Below are 17,991 nucleotides of genomic sequence, written 5' to 3'. Positions count from 1 at the left end.
ATAGATATATAATAACAGACTCACTTTCAAGATACGATAAATCTTAGTTCGTTCCTCAACTCATAGGTTTAAAGCTATATAAAAGTGGAAACTTCAGAAATTTCCGAAGTTTCCACTCTTTTTATTAATTAAAGGTCAATTGGCGATCCACCTGTTACACCATAAATTTGTCCCGTAATATAACTTGCTTCTTTGGATGCTAAAAGAACATAAACCGGAGCCAACTCTACTGGCTGTCCAGCACGGCCAAGGGGACTATCTTGTCCAAATTCAGGAATTTGTCCTTCTAATTTACCGCTGTCCAATTGAAGCGGTGTCCAGATTGGTCCCGGCGCAACACCGTTCACTCGAATTCCTTTTGATGCAAAATAGGAAGATAAGGATACGGTAAAGTTACTGATGGCACCTTTTGTTGCAGCATAATCCATTAAAGGTTGACTCGGGTTAAAAGATTGCACTGAAGTTGTTGTGACAATGGCGCTTCCTGGTTCTAAATATTTTTCAGCTGCTTGTACAGTCTCGAACATACTGATAATATTTACTTTAAAGGTATCTTCTACTTGTTTTATCGTTAAGTCACTTAAAGATGGTTGTGCAATTTGCTGGGCGGCATTTAAGACCAAGGTATCAAGTGATCCAAATGCTTCTACTGTTTTTTCAACAATTTCTGTTGCTGCGCCATCTTCACGCAAATCATATGGAAGCAGTAACGATTTTCTTCCTTCTTTTTCAATCAATTCTTTTACTTCATTTGCGTCTTCTTCTTCGCCTGGGAAGAACTGAATCGCCACATTTGCACCTTCGCGAGCATAGGCAATAGCTGCTGCACGGCCGATACCAGAGTCCCCTCCAGTGATTAAAGCGTTGCGTCCTTCTAATCGATTGTGTCCTTTGTACGATTCTTCACCGCAATCTGGTTTTGGCATCATTTCTTTTTGTAAAGCTGGAGTGTCTTGTTCTTGATCCGGAAACTTCTCTGTGTAATAGAGCTTACGTGGGTCAGTTAAATGTGGATTTTTCATCAAAATCATCTCCTATTTGTTTGTTCTTACGCTATTAAGGATAACAATATTATTTTTGTAACGCTATTAAAACGCTTTATCCGTCTGGGAGGGTTATTATTTTTAGATTTCCTTCGTTCGTTATATAGTAAAACTAACGAGAAGAAAGGGGTTCTTTTAATGACTGACATGGTTGATTATTCCTCAAAAGAATATTTTGAAAAAGTAGACGCATGGTGGCGAGCAGCAAATTACCTTTCCGTAGGCCAACTGTATTTAAAAGACAATCCGTTATTACGACGCCCTCTTGAAGCAAGCGACATAAAAGTGAATCCAATCGGACATTGGGGAACGATTCCAGGACAAAATTTTATTTATGCTCATTTAAATCGAGTCATTAATAAATATGATTTGAATATGTTTTACATCGAAGGTCCCGGTCATGGCGGACAAGTGATGGTTTCGAATGCATATTTGGATGGCAGCTACACAGAAATTTATCCAGAAATCACTGAAGATGAAGCAGGAATGCAGAAGCTGTTTAAGCAGTTTTCGTTTCCTGGTGGTATTGGTTCTCACGCAGCGCCCGAAACACCGGGATCCATTCATGAGGGAGGAGAACTGGGTTACTCCTTATCACATGGAATCGGAGCAGTATTAGACCATCCAGATGTGATTGCGACTGTTGTGATTGGCGATGGAGAGGCAGAAACAGGAGCACTCGCTGCTTCTTGGTTTTCGAATGTTTTTCTCAATCCGGTGAATGATGGCGCAGTCTTACCAATCCTCCATTTAAATGAATTTAAGATCGCAAATCCAACAATTTTAGGACGTAAAACTGATAAAGAGTTGAAGGCTTATTTTGAAGGGATGGGTTGGGAACCTTTCTTTGTCGAAGGAAATGATCCACAAAAAATTCATATGGAATTAGCTGAAAAATTGGATGCTTCAATCGAAAAGATTCATAAAATCCAATCAGAAGCTCGTAAAAAACCAGCATCAGAAGCAACGATGCCGAAATGGCCGGTATTAGTTGTGCGCACACCAAAAGGTTGGACTGGACCAAAAGAGTGGGAAGGTAAACCAATCGAAGGTTCTTTCCGTTCCCATCAAATTCCAATTCCTGTTGATCAAGATGATTTAAAGCACGTGGATGCTTTGGTAGACTGGCTGGAGTCTTACGATCCGGAACAGTTATTTGATGAAGAAGGGAAATTACTTCCAGAAATAAAAGCCATGGCACCAAACGGAGAACAACGCATGGCAATGAATCCTATTACGAATGGCGGGATTGATCCGAAGCCCTTGGTCATTCCTGATTGGAAAGATTACACGTTAGAGACAGAACAACCGGCTGCTGAAGAGGCAGAGGATATGACAGAATTAGGAGGCTTTATCCGCGATATTATCCAAAAAAATCCGCATAACTTTCGTGCTTTTAGCGTGGATGAGATGGATTCCAACAAGCTGGATCGGATTTTTGAAGTGACGGATAGGCAATGGATGGAGGCAATAAAAGAACCGAACGATGAATTTCAGGCACCGGCAGGTCGAGTTATCGATACCCAACTTTCTGAGCACCAAGCAGAAGGCTGGTTGGAAGGCTATGTCTTAACTGGCCGCCATGGATTCTTCGTAAGCTATGAAAGTTTCTTGCGTGTAGCCGACTCCATGTTGACCCAACATTTTAAATGGATTCGAAAAGCGGATGAGCTACCATGGCGCAATAAATACCCATCGCTGAATATTATCGCTTCTTCCAGTGTATTTCAACAAGACCATAATGGTTATACCCATCAGGATCCGGGTATTCTAACCCATTTAGCAGAGAAAAAAGGCAAATATATCCGTGAATATTTACCAGCAGATACGAACTCTTTATTGGCTGTAATGGATAAAGTGTTTCGCTCCCAACAGAAAGTTAATGTCATTATCTCCAGTAAGCACCCTCGTCCGCAATTCTATAGCACAAAAGAGGCAGAGGAACTGGTGGAAAAAGGCTTGAAAGTAATTGATTGGGCGAGTACCGATCAAGATGGGGAAGCAGATTTAGTAATCGCAGCTGCTGGGACGGAACCCAATTTAGAAGCATTGGCTGCTCTTACGATCTTTAACAAAAAATTTCCTGAAGCGAAGGTTCGCTTTATCAATGTGGTAGAGTTATTGAAACTAAGAAACAACAAAGATACACCGAATGGACTGACTGATAAAGAATTTAATGAATATTTTACCAAAGATAAGCCAATCGTCTTTGTTTTCCATGGCTATGAAGGCTTGATTAGGAATCTCTTTTTTGACCGCGATAACCGTAATTTAACTGTACACGGATACCAAGAAGAGGGCGCCGTGACGACGCCGTTTGACATGCGTGTATTGAATGAGATGGACCGCTTTACCTTAGCTAAATCTTTCGCCAAAGCAAGTGGACAAGTCGACGAGAAATTCCGAAATGAAATGGACACCTTGCTTGAAAAACACCATGACTATATCCGAGAAGAAGGAAAAGACATCCCCGAAGTGAACGATTGGAAATGGGAGCCGTTAGAGTAGAGCTAAGACATAGTAGGAAGACTTCACGTATTTTTCCACTTAATGAGAAGCTGATTTCGGTATCATACCGGAGTCAGCTTTTTATTTAATAGATGATTTTGGGAGCGACATTCAAAAAAAGAGCACGAATACAAAAGGAAATGATACTATATAAGATGCTGACAAAAGGAGGAAAAAGATGAACATAGATGTTTTATATGATTTTGTGGAAAAGAAATTAGGAAATGATACAACTGGGCATGATTTGAGCCATATAAAAAGAGTGGAGAACCTGGCTGCAACCATTGCTGAACAAGAAGAAGTGTCGGAAAATGACAAAAAAATTATTCGAGCAGCTGTCTTATTGCATGATGTGATTGATGAGAAATTAACAGAGGATGTGGATAAGGAAAAGCGAGAAGTAACGAAAGTCCTTCAAGAAAGTGGCGCATCAACCAGTGAAATAGCGCTCATCCAAGATACCATTGAAAACATCTCTTACTCAAAAAATCTATCAAAAAAACGCGAACTGACGAAAATAGGAAAAATTGTTCAAGATGCAGACCGCATTGATGCAATTGGAGCAATCGGAATTGCACGAACTTTCTATTATGGTGGAGCGAAAGGCCATACTATGTATGATGATTCATCCCCTATAAACACAGCAGCCTTAGACGAAAAATCTTATCGCAATTCTGCCAATGTCGTGAACCATTTTTATGAAAAACTGCTTCATTTAGAAGGCCTAATGAACACAACAGGAGGCAAAAAACTTGCCAAAGGTAGAACTAAATTTATGAAGGCTTACTTAGAACAGTTAGACTTTGAAGTAAAAGGCGAAAAATAATACTTAAAGTGCTTAATAATTACATGCTCCCAATAAAATACTACTATAGAAAGCAATCACACCCAAGAAGAATGCAAACTGCGGTGATCGCGGAATTTTATAATAGGGCAACCAGCAGCAGTCAACAGAACGACAATCCAGATAAGAGTATATAAAACATTTTCATCCAGTGAAGAAAAAAATTAACTGCACTGAACGAGAATGTGTCAGAATTTCATCAAGTGGAGAGAGATCCCACCTGACTTGATGAGGAGGCATGTTCCGCAGCTCTTTCATTGGATTCAATTCTTAAATTTTAAGGAGAGATTTGATTGTGTATGATTGATTGAGGGCGGATAGTTTGTTATTCTTATAAGCAAAAAAATTACATTAATAAGAGGGGTATGGGAAGGGGGAATCATTTTTGTCAATCGAAAAAATTAATGTAGGGCAAAGCAAATATGAAGAAATTCAAACTTTATTAAGTATCGATTCTATTCAAGCAATCGAACAGTTTATTGATCCGGAGCTTGATAAAATCTATGATACGTATCTTATTTCTCTTCCATCTGATCAATATGTTTTGAAGAAAGCTCAAGAAAGTGAAGTAGAAGCGTATCGCATTTTAGCAAATACTGCAGAATCTTTTTCCGTTCCAGATTTTATAGATTGTTATGAATGCAATCAGGTTGAATGGATTTTAATTGAATACGCAGCAGGTAATGATTTACAGATCTTGGATGAGATTTCTGCCAAAAAAACAGGAGAATCATTGGCCCAGATCGCTAGCTATTTCTACTATTCTGAAACACCAGAAAACGTTGAAAAATCAATGGAAGCTTCCATAAAACGACTATTGAAATTGCCGCCCAATTCAGTCTTGAATCAGGCATATCGATTGTACTTGGAGCGTCGTAAAAATATGCCTCGTACATTTGTACATGATGATTTATTGCCGATTAACGTTTTGTCTCACAAAGGAGAAATAACCATAATCGATTGGGGATATGGAAGGAAAGGAACTTATGTCAATGACGTTGCTCGATTCCATAGCTTCTATTCGAATCAAAAAGATTCTTATGAGAAAGGTTTTTCGTTTTTGGGTGAGGAAAAAGACAGAGAAATATTCTTGAACGCTTATTTTGACGGGCTGACTGGTGAGTTGAAAAAGCAGCTCTCCAAAGAACAATTTTTATTTGATGTACAGTTGGAGATGCTTAATCAATATCTCTTAAATATTAACCATTTAAAAACAATATCTTCATCTTCCTTGTCGTCAGAGTGGGATACATTCTTTTATGAAAAAGCAACCGATCAAGCAGAATTACTTTTGAAGCGTAGAAAAAGTATACCCAGCAATTAGTACGGAATTTTCTAAAGGAAAAATGGTTAATTTAAATAAATTTGGAAAGAATTTTAGACTATTTTGTTGATAATGCGAGCCAACGGAACTGTTTTTGGTAACTTCTTGATAGACTTATAAAAAACATAGCTGCAGACCAGTACGAGTATCGGCAAGATTATGGTCTCTTGGGTAAGAGAAGCTTCTAAGGTGGCGAAGGGAGGAGTCTGTAAAAACTCCAGCCTGGTAAAGTGGACCAAAAGCAGTGGAAGAGCATTTGATATCATATGTAATAAAATCGGTACAATCAGTTTTTTTGTCTGAATATAGCAAATTCCAAAAAAAAGTCCGGCGAAAAACTGAGCAAGAGTGAGGCCATTCAAGTGAAATACAGAAAATATTATGGAAGACAGCAATAAGGAAGAAGCAGTTGTTTGCTTTTCACCTATTTTATTCAATAGAAATCCTCTGAATAGAACCTCTTCTACAAATGGAGCAAATATAACCATGAGTAAGGAGCTCGGCAAATGATAGAGGGTTTCCTTCGGAGCTGGTAGGAATCCATTTAAGATTTTCAGGGAAAATAAACTTTGGGATTCTAACAAGGTCGCCATGAAAGGAAGATTTAAAAAAATGATGAATAAATTAATCGTTAGTAATTTAGTCCAAGGGACCTTTTTTATCGAAAAGCTACCCATTATTTTTTTAAATGAATAAGCATTGAGTTTAATTAGAGACTTAGCAAATAAAAAGAAAATCGAGTATTTGACAGCATTTATGAAAAATCCAGTCTCACGAGGATAGGATTCCCCCCAAAAAATAACAATAATGTCAGCAATGATGGACCAAACAGCCAACAGAATCAAAAAAATGAATAATGATTTCCAAAACTTAGCTCTTTTGGATTTTCGAGCTTTTTTCTGCATGTTTCATTTACTCCTTCGTAATACAAATAATGCAACTATTTTACCATAAAAAAAGCACCAGCTTTTTACAGCCAGTACCTTAAATTTTAAAACGGGTTTTCCAAATAATCTAAAGCATAGGTCACGTGTAACTCTGCTGCATGCAGCAAGCCTTTTTCATCAATATCAAATCGTTCGTGGTGATGATTAAATGCAGTTTTCTCGCTGCTTTGTGTTCCGACAAAGCAATAAATACCAGGAGCAACTGCTAAGAAGTCCGCAAAGTCATCTGCCCCCATGCTTTTTGGTGCATCAGTGATGATGTTTTCTTCCCCGACAATTTTTGCAGCTGCTTGGAAGGCATGTTCCGCTGCTCTTTCATCGTTGATTAAAGGAGCTGCTGCATCATAATTAGAGAAATCGATGGAAGTACGGTGCGCTTCAGCTGTCAAACGAGCAATACGTTCAACAGATGCTAGAACTTGCTCACGGACATCTGGGTCAAACGTACGAACGGTTCCTTCAATGATTGCTTCATTGGCGATAATATTGTAATTCGTTCCCGCTTGTAAGACACCAATTCCAACAACTACTTCATCGGAAGGTTTCACTTCGCGTGCAACGATCGTTTGTAATTCAGTAACAATAGCAGCTGCACTCACTAGAGCATCGCGGCCTAAATCAGGATTGGAAACATGCCCGCTTTTACCATGAACGTTAATTTTAAAAATATCGCAGGAAGCATTTGTTGGTCCTGGAGTAGCAATGATTTTACCGAGCTCATTACGAGAACTTAGATGAATTCCGAAAACATGGTCTACATCATCCACAAAGCCGCCACGGACAAATTGACGAGCACCTGCGCCGATTTCTTCTGCGGGTTGAAAGGCAAATAAAATCGTTCCTTCAATATCCGCTTGGCGATTCTTCAAGACTTTTGCTGCACCAAGTAGGGCAGAAGCGTGGCCATCATGACCACAAGCGTGATTCGCACCTGGGTTTAAGGAAGCATATTCAGCACCCGTTTTGTCATCCATCGGTAAAGCATCAATATCAGCACGAAGCAGTAATTTTTTACCTGGCCCCTTACCTCCCTCAAGTGTTGCCAGAACTCCTGTTTCTCCCACATTAATATAAGGAAGGCCAATCCCGTCTAGCTCTTCGCGGATACGTTGGATTGTTTTGAATTCTTTTAAACTAACCTCCGGATATTTATGAAAGTGACGGCGTAATGAAACAATGTAATTCTCTTGGTTTAGAACCTCTTGATGAATTTGTTCTTGCGTTGTAGTGTTGTTTGCAGCCATATTTTCCTCTTCCTTTCTTGATTCTAGCTATGGAAAAAGAGTAAAGTTTCCTTTACTCTTTCCTAATTTTCTAGTTATTATTGTCCATCCCAAACTGGAATTGATGATCCTTTAGAAGATTCTTCAATTACTTGAGCAGTTCCTTCTGATTGGTAATATTCAACGATTGTTCTATACAACTCACTATCAGCATCTTCTCCACGAGATGCAATTACGTTGTAGTACGGTTGAGAATCGTCACTTACTGGCTCTAAGAAGATTGCGTCTTCTGTTGGAATATAACCAGCATCTACAGCCATACCGCTATTCACGATAGAGATATCCAAGTCTTGAAGAGCACGTGCAGTTTGCGCTGAATCAAGTTCAGTAATTTGCAGGTTCTTTGGATTGTCTGTAATATCGTCAACTTGCGGTGTTAAGCCAGTATCTGGGTCAACTGTAATTAAACCAGCTGTTTGCAACAGTCGCAGCGCACGGCCATTGTTTGTTGGGTCGTTTGGAATTCCTACAGTTGCCCCATCCGGAATATCCGCCACGTCAGTATACGTTAATGAATAAATACCAAGTGGAGCAATAACGGTATAACCCAAAGTCGTTAAGTCTGAACCAGTATCTTCATTGAAGCTATCCATGAAAATTTCTGTCTGAAAAGCGTTCAAATCAACGTCTCCATCTGCTAATGATTTATTTGGTGTTGCATAGTCAGTATATTTTACTAACTCAATCTCGATATTTTCATTTTCTTTCAATTGTTCCGCTACATATTCCCACGGTTCGTTGATTTCTCCAACAACGGCAACTTTAACGTGAGTCGGATCGTTTGATGTTGCTTCATCTGAAGTTGCTTCGTCTGAAGCAGCGTTTCCGCCACCACCACATGCTGCTAATAAAAGGGCACTCGCTGCCACAAATCCACCTAAATATTTCTTTAAACTCATAACCATTTCCTCCCATGTTTTTAAATAGAATAATGGGCTTCACTCCCTGAATGCTGCAACATGCAGGAATCCCTTTTTACTCACTTATTTACTTTTATTCCCAAGCAGGGACATCGTTTCCTTCTGTTACTTCTTCAATTTTCTTAGCTGTTTCTTCTGATTGATATGCTTCAACAACCTTCAAATATGCTGCGTTTTCTGCATCTTCAGAACGAGTAGCAATCACGTTTTTGTAGATTTCATTTACTTCGGCAATGTTGTCTGTGTCCAAGAACAAAGCATCTTCGCTTGGATTCAATCCAGAGTCTGTTGCGTAATTGGTATTAATGATCGCTGCATCTACATCACCTAATGCGCGTGCAGTTTGGCTGGCATCTAATTCAGTAAAGGTAATATTTTTTGGATTATCAGTAATATCACTAACCGTTGCATTTGTTCCAGCCGCTTCATCTAGAGTAATTAAATCGATTGCTTGTAATAATAGGAGAGCACGACCGCCATTTGTTACATCATTTGGAATCGCAATTTCTGCTCCTTCTGGGATATCATTGTAGTCTGTTAAAGAATCAGAGTACAAGCCAAGTGGGGAAACATAAGTAAATCCAATCGGAACAATATCGGAACCATTGTTTGCATTGAATTCTTCTAAGTAAGCTACGTGTTGGAAAGCATTTAAATCTAAGCTGCCATCTGATAATGCCACATTTGGTTGTACATAATCTGTGAATTGTTCAATGGTTAATTCAATGTTTTCTTCTGCTAAGCGCTCTTTGACATCTTCCCAAACGTCAATTTCTACTTCACTAACAACTCCCACAGAAACTTCTGTTACTTCTTCTGTTTCAGATGATTCTACAGCTCCAGTTGAAGAGTCTGCATCGGAACCAGTATTTCCACAAGCTCCTAAAAACAATACTAACGTTGCTGTTGATAATGAGATTAATTTTTTATTCATGATAAATTCCTCCAATATAATTTTTTGTACGGGTTCGTCCCGCTGTTCTTTTTTTAGTGGCTTACTTTCTTAACTAACGCATTGCCAATTGCTTGGCTGATAAAAACGATGATTAAAATTAAAATGGTTGCGACAAAAATAACATCTGTTTGGAATCGATTATATCCTCGCGTAATTGCTAAGTTTCCAAGTCCACCGGCACCAACTGCTCCAGCCATTGCTGTTAGTCCAATTAAGTTAATAATGGTAACAGCTGAGACACGAATGATTGAAGCCAAACCTTCTTTTAAATAAACACGAAAGATAATATCTAAATTGCTTGTTCCCATTGCTTGAGCAGCTTCCACAACTCCTGGGTCAACTTCCAGTAGAGCGTTTTGAATCTGACGAGCATAGAAAGGAACGGTTGATACTACTAAAGGAACAAGTGCCGCTGTTGTTCCGATTGCAGTTCCAACAATCAAACGAGTAATGGGGTAAATCAGCGTAAGTAAAATAATGAATGGCAGAGAACGGAATGTATTTACCAGTTTATCCAAAGTATTATAGAGAAAATGATGAGGCATTAAGCCATTTTCGTCTGTAATGAGGAGAATAACTCCTAAAATAACTCCCAGTACTCCAGCAATTACACCGGAAATGCCTACCATATAAAGGGTTTCTCCTAGACTTTCCCAGACAATATCCCATATTCCTGAGACATTCGGAAGTAGATTATTAATAAATTCAGTCATTTTTATTCACCTTCTTCTTTCTTTTGTCGCTCTTCAATATATTCAGTTGAAATAATCGATACGGTTACCTCGTTCGCTTGCAAGTAATCAATTGCTTCAGCAATTTTTTCTGTTGAACCAGATAAAACGAGAAGCAATGTTCCAACAGGTGTGTCTTGTAAGATTTCTACATTTCCAAAAAGAATGTTTCCTTGTACTTGGAAAGAGTTATTTAACTTAGCAATTAATGGTTCACTGGTTGAACCGCCTACGAAGGAAAGTTTTGCAAGTACATCATTTTCTTTTAAATTCAATAGAGTTGGATGCGTAAGAACTGTTTCAATTCCTTGGTCGACATGTGTTGCTGTATTAATGAAATCTTTTGTTAATTGGTTTTGTGGACTTGTAAAAATTTCAAGGAGACTTCCTTTTTCAATTACGTATCCATCTTCCATTACGGCAACCTTATTACAAATTTCTTTTACTACTTGCATTTCATGAGTAATAATCACGATTGTAAGATTCAAGTCTTTATTTAGTTTTTTTAATAAAGCAAGAATAGAAGAAGTGGTCTTTGGATCCAATGCGCTTGTTGCTTCATCACAAAGTAGAATCTCTGGATCATTTGCTAAGGCACGCGCTATGGCAACCCGTTGCTTTTGTCCACCTGATAATTGAGAAGGGTAAGCTTTTGCTTTATCCCCCAAGCCAACCAACTCCAGCAAATCTAGAACTTTATCATTAATTTCTTTTTTTGTAAGGGTAGAACGTTTTAACGGAAAGGCAACATTATCGAAAATGGTTCTTGAATCCATTAAGTTAAAATGTTGGAAAATCATCCCGATCTTTTTGCGAGCATTCCGCAGTTCTGACTCGTTCATATTAGTCAAAATTTTATTATTCACAACAACTTGTCCGTTTGTTGGACGTTGTAGCAGGTTAATCGTTCGAACAAGGGTACTTTTACCAGCCCCGCTATATCCAACGATTCCATAGACATCTCCTTCAGCAACTCGAAGGGAAACGTCTTGTACTGCTTTAATTTCTTTTTGCTGGTCACCTGAAAAGGTGACGGAAACATTTTTTAAATCGATCATCTGTTATTTCCTCGTTTCTGTGTTTAATGAAAAAAACACTCATCCGATACCTTCTATACTTTAGAAGAATACGAAGGACGCGTGTCAGTTACACCGTGTTACCACCTTGTTTTAGACTTTCCTCACAGAAAGTCCCTCTAGAAGTGAGTATATTTTTCACTTCATCGCTGTAAAGGGCGTTCCCTTCAAAGACTTGCACTTTTGTTCATCTTTGACGCTCCGAGACCATTTTCCAGTTATTCCGTATGCCTGTTTTCACCTGTCCAGACTCTCTATGAAACTTCCTAAACTGTACTTTCCTCTTCATTGCGTATCATTAATATATTTTGATAATAAAAAAATCTCGTCCAATCAACACAAATAAACTGCGCTGAAAGGACGAGATATCTCATTTAATCTCGTGTTACCACCTTAATTTACAAAAGTATCGCTACTTCTGCCTCAATCAGTACCGTCACTCATTGCCATGACTGATACTGGGACACTATAACGGGCGTTCCCGTCTTATCCTAAAGCTTGATTACATTCGGATAAGCCACTCAGAGACCATCTTCAGATACTTTTTACCTTGCTTGCTTTCACCAGACCAAGCTCTCTATTTAAAGGAATTCATATCTTACTCTTCTCTTCAATGTGTTTTTACGATGTGCTTACTATAACCAATTTCTCATTTACTGTCAACAAGAAATGTAAAAACTTTTTCTTTTTCTTTGAATAACAGAAGATATCCTTATTATAGATAAACAACAATTCATTATTTCAAAAGGGGAAAAAGACTGTTACAATGGGAAATAACAAAAATGAGAAAAGGTACGTTATTCTCATAAAAACTTAAAGAAAGAACGAGTATATGAATTTAACTGATTTTACTATCCGAATGGCATCAAGGGAAGATGCATCGATTATTTTGAATTTTATTAAAGAATTAGCTGCTTACGAAAAAATGACGGAAGAGGTCGTTGCAACCGAGGCAAGCTTAATCGATTCATTATTTGTCAAAAAACAAGCTGAAGTTCTAATTGGCGAGCGAAAAGGCGAGCCGGTTGGTTTTGCTTTATTTTTCCATAATTATTCTACTTTTCTAGGAAAAGCAGGAATTTATTTAGAAGATTTTTTTGTCTTGGAACCATACCGAGGAAATGGTTACGGAAAAGCACTTTTTCAGGAAGTAGCTCGAATTGCAACGGAACGTGGCTGCGAAAGGATGGAGTGGTTCTGTCTTGATTGGAATGAGCCAAGTATTCAATTTTACAAGGCACAAGGGGCCTTTCCCATGGATGAATGGACTGTTTATCGTTTAACAGGTGAAGAGCTGACAAAATTTAGCAAAAACAACGAATGAGACAGGAGGAAGAATAGATGGCTTTGACAACAAATAAACAGTTGGAACGAATTCAAGCATCGCAAATAAGAGGATTTGATCAACTATTTCGTAGTATTGAGGACTGTATTATGATGACCTTAGGAGAACCTGATTTTGCTATGGCAGATAATATCAAAGAAGCAGCCATTCAAGCAATTCGGGAGAACGACTCGCACTATGCACATTCCATGGGTGATAGGGGAGTTCGAGAAGCAGTGGCTGATTTTTTAAAAGAGCGATACGAAGTCTCTTATAACCCAGAGACAGAAATCATTATGACGATTGGTGCTACTGAAGCTATTTTTTCTTCTTTAACGGCAGTACTGAATCCTGGAGAAAAAGTATTGGTTCCGACACCTACTTTTCCGCTTTATAGTCTTGCAACTACGGTAGCGTATGGAGAAGCAGTGGAAGTAAATACTGCTGAAACAGGTTTTTTATTAACTCCTGACAAAGTACATCAAACACTGGCTGCTCATCCAGAGATAAAAGCAATTGTATTGAACTATCCAAGTAATCCCACCGGCGTTACTTACACGCGAGAAGAGCTGACTGCTTTGGCAGAGGCAATCAAACAGTATGAGGTTTTTGTAATCAGCGATGAGATATACAGTGAATTAACTTACGGAGTCGAACATGTTTCCATGGCTGCACTTTTACCAGAACAAACAATTTTGATTAATGGTGTCTCGAAAGCTTATGCCATGACTGGTTGGCGAGTGGGCTTTATCGCAGCACAAGAAAAGTGGATTCCGCCTCTTTTTAAAGCCCATCAAGCAGCTGTTACAACAGGGGTATCTGTGTCATACAAGGCTGCAGAAGAAGCTTTCAGAAATAGTTCTGATTCGGTAGAACGGATGCGTCTGGAATACGAAAAACGAAAAGATATTTGTGTTGCTGCATTGAAAGAAGCTGGTTTTTCGGTTGCAGAACCCAAAGGAGCTTTCTACATCTTTGCTAAAATTCCAGAAAAATTTGGTACAGATGATAAAGAATTTTGTCGAAATCTAGCGGTTGAAGCGAAAGTTGGGATTATCCCAGGGAGCGTCTTTGGACCTGGAGGAGAAGGATACGTACGAATGAGTTTTGCCTTAGGAACGGATGATATCATTGAAGCAATGAAACGAATTAAAAAATACGTAGCGAAGTAATGCTCGATGTTTTCTGGCAATTTGTAAGGAGGGGATAGAATGATGGATATGAGTTCAGAAGAGAATAATCTTCGTGACTCCATCGCTGCTCTTGAATCACGTTATCATATGACGACAGATACGATTGAAAAAATGCTTGGTTTTAGAGAAGGTACTCTGTTGAGGTATTTAGCTGGTGAAGATAATCTAGACAGAAAAGAAGCGGGGAATCTTTTCATGTTTTGCGAAATTCTTTTGGATGGCATGACCGCTGTTGACAATGACGAGCGTCTTAGAGCGGTTCTCGATCACTTAGTAGAATTGTTGGGTATGACTTATCAAACGCTCTCTATTTTTTCCAATGTAGCAGAGCATGAAATAAAGGACTTTCGAGAATCGAAAAAGCCTCTTTCAAGCGAAATGAAGTATCGATTAGCAGTAAAAAGTTATTATTTGTTGCTGACGATTGTTCAAAATCAAGAATAATTCAGGAAGATTCGCTCATTTGATTACTGACACTTCATAGGTTCAACCGATCTCTAGCTCCCAAGTCTTGGTCTAGATAAGGCGACGTAAGCAGCGTTGATTTCCAAGCCAAATTTCCTATTTTTTCATCAGCCAAAGCGGACTTGTTCACTTTTCAAAAAAAATTTCAGATAAAACGTGTTGTATTTAACGCTTACCCGTCGTAAAATGTATGTAATCCCGTAATGGGAAATAAAAAACAGAGTAGAGAATAAAGCGTTAAGTGTCGGATGGATGGGATGTTGCCTCCGAACGAAAAGTGAAGGGAGACCTTGGCTTGCGGTTTTGTTCTCGCATTCGCTGCATATGAGAAATCTTGTAGCGGCTCTATGAAGGAGTTGCTGTCAATGGAACAGAAAAAATCCATGTCATTTACAGCCAAAGACATTGCTGTCATTGGTTTAATGATTGCTTTAAAAGTTGTGCTCACACGCTTTTTAGCAATCGAAACCCAATTTGTTCGGGTTAGTTTTACCTTTATACCAACAATTTTGTTGGCAATCATGTATGGACCCTGGGTAGGTGCCTTTTCGGGAGCGTTGGCAGATGTTGCTGGCTTTTTCCTGTTTCCAAAAGGTTTTCCTTTTTCACCTGGATTTACCATTTCTGCTGCGGTAGCGCCCATGATTTATGGACTTATTTTACATCGCAAGCCGCTCACATTGCGACGTATTATTCTGGCTTGTTTAGCGGTTACCGTCATTGTGAATGTAGGCTTGAATTCGTTGTGGTTAAGAATCCTCTATGACCAAGCTTTTTGGGGAATGTTGCCTATTCGTTTGTTCGAAAATATCGTAACGCTGCCAGTAGAAGCAGGAATTATTTACTGGATTACAGGAAACAAATCAATTCAACGAGCAATGAAAGGTTATCCAATTAAATGGATTCGTTAAAAAATGTAAGTAATAGTCTAGAAAGTTTTCCTTTAAGGAATCTTTCTAGGCTTTTTTTGTGAAGGAGAGTGTTATACGTTTTTCTGCCATTAATCTCTGGCGTGCTGAGCCTGTCTTTCGGAAATGAGGGAATATTTGTCCCGCTTCTTTAACTTAATAAACACCTTTGATAGCGCTATCCTACCTGAAAGCATATTTAAGGTAGATTTAAGGTATTTGTGTTATCGTTTAATTAAGTCAAATTTGTTTCAGGAGAGGTTTATGGGTAAAAAAAGAAAGTTTCAAGTGTTGCTCGTAGCTATTGTCCTGCTACTTTCGATTGTGTTGGTAGTACGACTGTCAAACACAGACGATTCTGGAAGGAACTCTGAAAGCAGTGTGATCATACCCTCTGATATAGAATTGGAAGAATCAGGTACAGAGGTTGAATCGGAAGCAGAGCCTGAAAGTCTATATGATGCTGATACGACTGCTGCTGAAGTGATTGAAAGAGTCATGAACGAATATGAGGTTTATCCGGATCAGGTTTCAATTGTGTATAGAGGTCTTCAAAATGGAGATCAGTATTTATTAAACGAAGAAGAGATTTTTTATGCGGCAAGTACTATAAAAGTAGCGATTGCGGCGATATATGTAGACTTAATTGAGCAAGGTTCATTAGGATGGAAAAGTGAACTTCCCTATTCTGATTCTTACTATGAAGAAGGAGAAGGCGATATTACGAACTTAGAAAAAATGTCTGCTTATCCTGTGGATGAATTAATTTACCAGATGCTCATTTATTCGGATAATACCGCTACAAACGTTCTAGCCGCATACTATACAAGTACATTTGAGGATTATCGCAGTGCCATTTATGAATTGAGTGGAGTAGAATATATAGATCCTGAATTATATGAAGGAAATTATATTACAGCTGAAGTTCTGGCTCAGATCTTGCTTATTATTTCCGAAAATGATCGCTATGATTCCATTGTTGAAATCATGAAAGAAGCTCAAACAGGTTATCGTTTGAAACAATATGTTTCGGAAGGAATGGCTGCAAAATATGGAAGTTATGAAGAATGGCAGCATGATACAGGAATTTATTATGATGGAGAAACACCGGTCTATCTTTTGGTAGTCTTAACAAATGGTGTTGGAAATGTAGATGAGTTTATGGGGGATTTGAATCTCCAAATCAATGAATGGCAAGAAGCAGTTCAATAGAGTTTATAAGGGATAGCTTGAAAAGAGTTTTGATGCTCTTTTCAGGCTGTTTTTTTATAGACTAGGGGATTATAAGTTCAGCCATCAATGTCTAGCTCCCAAGTCCTGACCTAGTGAAAAAAAGATAAATTTGGCCCATTGCGCGCTTCGCTGCTCATTCAGGGACAAATTTCCTATTTTTTCATAGGCCAAGGCGGACTTGTCCGCTTTTCTTATAGACTAGCTCCTATTTAAGTTTGGCTTAAGGTGTCTTTGTTAGTATGTAACTATTGAAATATAGTTACTTCAGGAGGTTATATGAAAAGAAAAAGGAAGTTTCAGTTGTCGTTAGTTGCATTCTTTTTATCGTTTTCGATTGCAGCGTTAGTGAACTTATTCGGCGAAAGTGAACCATCAGGAAATCCGAATCGTATTGTATCGACATTTTCCGAAACAGAAGCAGCTAATCTTGCTGATAGCGAAGCAGTTGTTTTCAATGAGCAAGCGAGCGAAAATACAGCTATTGCGGAAGTTGTTCAAGGATTGCTGGATGAATATGGGACTACGCCTGATCAAGTATCCATTGTCTATTATGACCTTCAAAATGGGAATCAATATTTATTAAATGAGGATGCTATTTTCTATGCAGCTAGCACGACAAAGGTAGCAGTTGCAGGAATATATATAGATTTGATGGAGCAAGGACTTCTGAATTGGGACAGTGAATTACCTTATTATGATTCCTACTATGAAGAAGGAAACGGAGAAATTACCAATTCAGAAAAACGATTGGCATATCCTGTTGATGAGTTAATCTATCAAATGTTAACTTATTCAGATAATACTGCTACGAATATTTTAGAAGAGTATTACACTGACACATTTGGAGATTATCGTACTGCCGTGATAAAATTTAGTGAGATAGAAAATCCAAGTTCAGAATTATATCAAGGAAATTATGCTACAGGAGTCTTGCTTGCTGAAACGCTGGTAAAAGTTGCAGAAAACGATCAATACGAGGCGATTACCGATATAATGAAAGAGGCTCAGACTGGTTATCGCTTAAAAGAATATATCTCAGAAGGAGTGGCTGCAAAATATGGCAGTTATGATGGATGGGAACATGATATTGGGATTTTTTACGATGGGGACGCTCCTGAATATGTGTTAGTTGTTTTGACAAATGATATGGGGGATGTTGATGAATTTATTGGAGAATTGAGTCTTCAAATAAATAAAACCCGGGTAAATGCAAGTTAAAAAATAAAATCGGAGGGAT

16 protein-coding genes, 1 riboswitch and 2 other annotated features are annotated in these 17,991 nt (G+C 38.5%); of the genes, 9 read left to right on the top strand and 7 right to left on the bottom strand.

What is annotated here, in order from left to right; translation table 11 throughout:
• Nucleotides 1–128: 128 nt before the first annotated feature.
• Complete coding sequence (locus EJN90_RS05240; RefSeq protein ID WP_126109224.1) at nt 129–1,022, bottom strand: SDR family oxidoreductase; 894 nt, start codon at nt 1,020–1,022, stop codon at nt 129–131.
• A gap of 168 nt (nt 1,023–1,190) precedes the next feature.
• Here EJN90_RS05240 and EJN90_RS05235 point away from each other — a divergent pair, with 168 nt between their 5' ends.
• From EJN90_RS05235 to EJN90_RS05225, 3 genes are all read left to right on the top strand, one after another.
• Complete coding sequence (locus tag EJN90_RS05235; protein ID WP_126112312.1) at nt 1,191–3,551, top strand: phosphoketolase family protein; 2,361 nt, start codon at nt 1,191–1,193, stop codon at nt 3,549–3,551.
• 178 nt (nt 3,552–3,729) lie between these two features.
• Nucleotides 3,730–4,377: an HD domain-containing protein gene (locus EJN90_RS05230; protein WP_126109222.1), complete on the top strand. Its 648-nt coding sequence runs from the start codon at nt 3,730–3,732 to the stop codon at nt 4,375–4,377.
• 403 nt (nt 4,378–4,780) lie between these two features.
• A complete protein-coding gene (locus tag EJN90_RS05225; protein ID WP_126109220.1) occupies nt 4,781–5,719 on the top strand; it encodes an aminoglycoside phosphotransferase family protein in 939 nt (312 codons plus the stop codon).
• 53 nt (nt 5,720–5,772) lie between these two features.
• On the opposite strand, the gene EJN90_RS05220 is transcribed toward EJN90_RS05225, so the two are convergent.
• The 6 genes from EJN90_RS05220 to EJN90_RS05195 all read right to left on the bottom strand — a co-directional run bounded on the left by EJN90_RS05220 (nt 5,773) and on the right by EJN90_RS05195 (nt 11,613).
• Complete coding sequence (locus tag EJN90_RS05220; RefSeq protein ID WP_126109218.1) at nt 5,773–6,624, bottom strand: CPBP family intramembrane glutamic endopeptidase; 852 nt, start codon at nt 6,622–6,624, stop codon at nt 5,773–5,775.
• Between the two features lie 86 nt (nt 6,625–6,710).
• Nucleotides 6,711–7,910: an amidohydrolase gene (locus tag EJN90_RS05215; RefSeq protein WP_126109216.1), complete on the bottom strand. Its 1,200-nt coding sequence runs from the start codon at nt 7,908–7,910 to the stop codon at nt 6,711–6,713.
• A 77-nt stretch (nt 7,911–7,987) separates the two neighbouring features.
• Nucleotides 7,988–8,854 (bottom strand): MetQ/NlpA family ABC transporter substrate-binding protein, encoded by an 867-nt coding sequence (locus EJN90_RS05210; protein ID WP_126109214.1) that lies wholly within the window; start codon nt 8,852–8,854, stop codon nt 7,988–7,990.
• A gap of 88 nt (nt 8,855–8,942) precedes the next feature.
• On the bottom strand, nt 8,943–9,803 hold the full coding sequence (locus EJN90_RS05205; RefSeq protein WP_126109212.1) for a MetQ/NlpA family ABC transporter substrate-binding protein: 861 nt from the start codon (nt 9,801–9,803) through the stop codon (nt 8,943–8,945).
• Between the two features lie 53 nt (nt 9,804–9,856).
• Nucleotides 9,857–10,537 carry a methionine ABC transporter permease gene (locus EJN90_RS05200; protein ID WP_126109210.1) on the bottom strand — a complete coding sequence of 227 codons (681 nt, stop codon included), beginning with the start codon at nt 10,535–10,537 and terminating at the stop codon, nt 9,857–9,859.
• A gap of 2 nt (nt 10,538–10,539) precedes the next feature.
• Entirely contained in the window at nt 10,540–11,613 is a 1,074-nt protein-coding gene (locus tag EJN90_RS05195; RefSeq protein WP_126109208.1) for a methionine ABC transporter ATP-binding protein, read from the bottom strand.
• A 70-nt stretch (nt 11,614–11,683) separates the two neighbouring features.
• Nucleotides 11,684–11,929 (bottom strand) — a binding site (T-box leader).
• A 55-nt stretch (nt 11,930–11,984) separates the two neighbouring features.
• Nucleotides 11,985–12,254: a binding site (T-box leader), on the bottom strand.
• Between the two features lie 209 nt (nt 12,255–12,463).
• Between EJN90_RS05195 and EJN90_RS05190 the strand changes: the two genes are divergently transcribed.
• From EJN90_RS05190 to EJN90_RS05165, 6 genes are all read left to right on the top strand, one after another.
• Nucleotides 12,464–12,955 carry a GNAT family N-acetyltransferase gene (locus tag EJN90_RS05190; RefSeq protein ID WP_126109206.1) on the top strand — a complete coding sequence of 164 codons (492 nt, stop codon included), beginning with the start codon at nt 12,464–12,466 and terminating at the stop codon, nt 12,953–12,955.
• A gap of 17 nt (nt 12,956–12,972) precedes the next feature.
• Nucleotides 12,973–14,127, top strand: coding sequence for an aminotransferase class I/II-fold pyridoxal phosphate-dependent enzyme (locus EJN90_RS05185; RefSeq protein WP_126109204.1), 1,155 nt, complete (start codon nt 12,973–12,975; stop codon nt 14,125–14,127).
• A 39-nt stretch (nt 14,128–14,166) separates the two neighbouring features.
• On the top strand, nt 14,167–14,592 hold the full coding sequence (locus EJN90_RS05180) for an HTH domain-containing protein (RefSeq protein ID WP_126109202.1): 426 nt from the start codon (nt 14,167–14,169) through the stop codon (nt 14,590–14,592).
• A gap of 237 nt (nt 14,593–14,829) precedes the next feature.
• A riboswitch (THF riboswitch) is annotated at nt 14,830–14,936 on the top strand.
• A 42-nt stretch (nt 14,937–14,978) separates the two neighbouring features.
• Nucleotides 14,979–15,524: a folate family ECF transporter S component gene (locus EJN90_RS05175; RefSeq protein WP_164544014.1), complete on the top strand. Its 546-nt coding sequence runs from the start codon at nt 14,979–14,981 to the stop codon at nt 15,522–15,524.
• 261 nt (nt 15,525–15,785) lie between these two features.
• The gene (locus tag EJN90_RS05170; protein ID WP_164544013.1) at nt 15,786–16,733 is read left to right on the top strand and encodes a serine hydrolase; all 948 of its coding nucleotides are present in this window, start codon (nt 15,786–15,788) and stop codon (nt 16,731–16,733) included.
• Between the two features lie 297 nt (nt 16,734–17,030).
• Nucleotides 17,031–17,972, top strand: a complete 942-nt coding sequence (locus EJN90_RS05165) for a serine hydrolase (RefSeq protein ID WP_126109196.1) — start codon at nt 17,031–17,033, stop codon at nt 17,970–17,972.
• Nucleotides 17,973–17,991: the final 19 nt, after the last annotated feature.

The sequence above is a fragment of the Jeotgalibaca ciconiae genome (assembly GCF_003955755.1).
Lineage (GTDB): Bacteria > Bacillota > Bacilli > Lactobacillales > Aerococcaceae > Jeotgalibaca > Jeotgalibaca ciconiae.
Note: the sequence above shows the minus strand (reverse complement) of the source record. Positions and strands in the feature narration are given on the sequence as shown.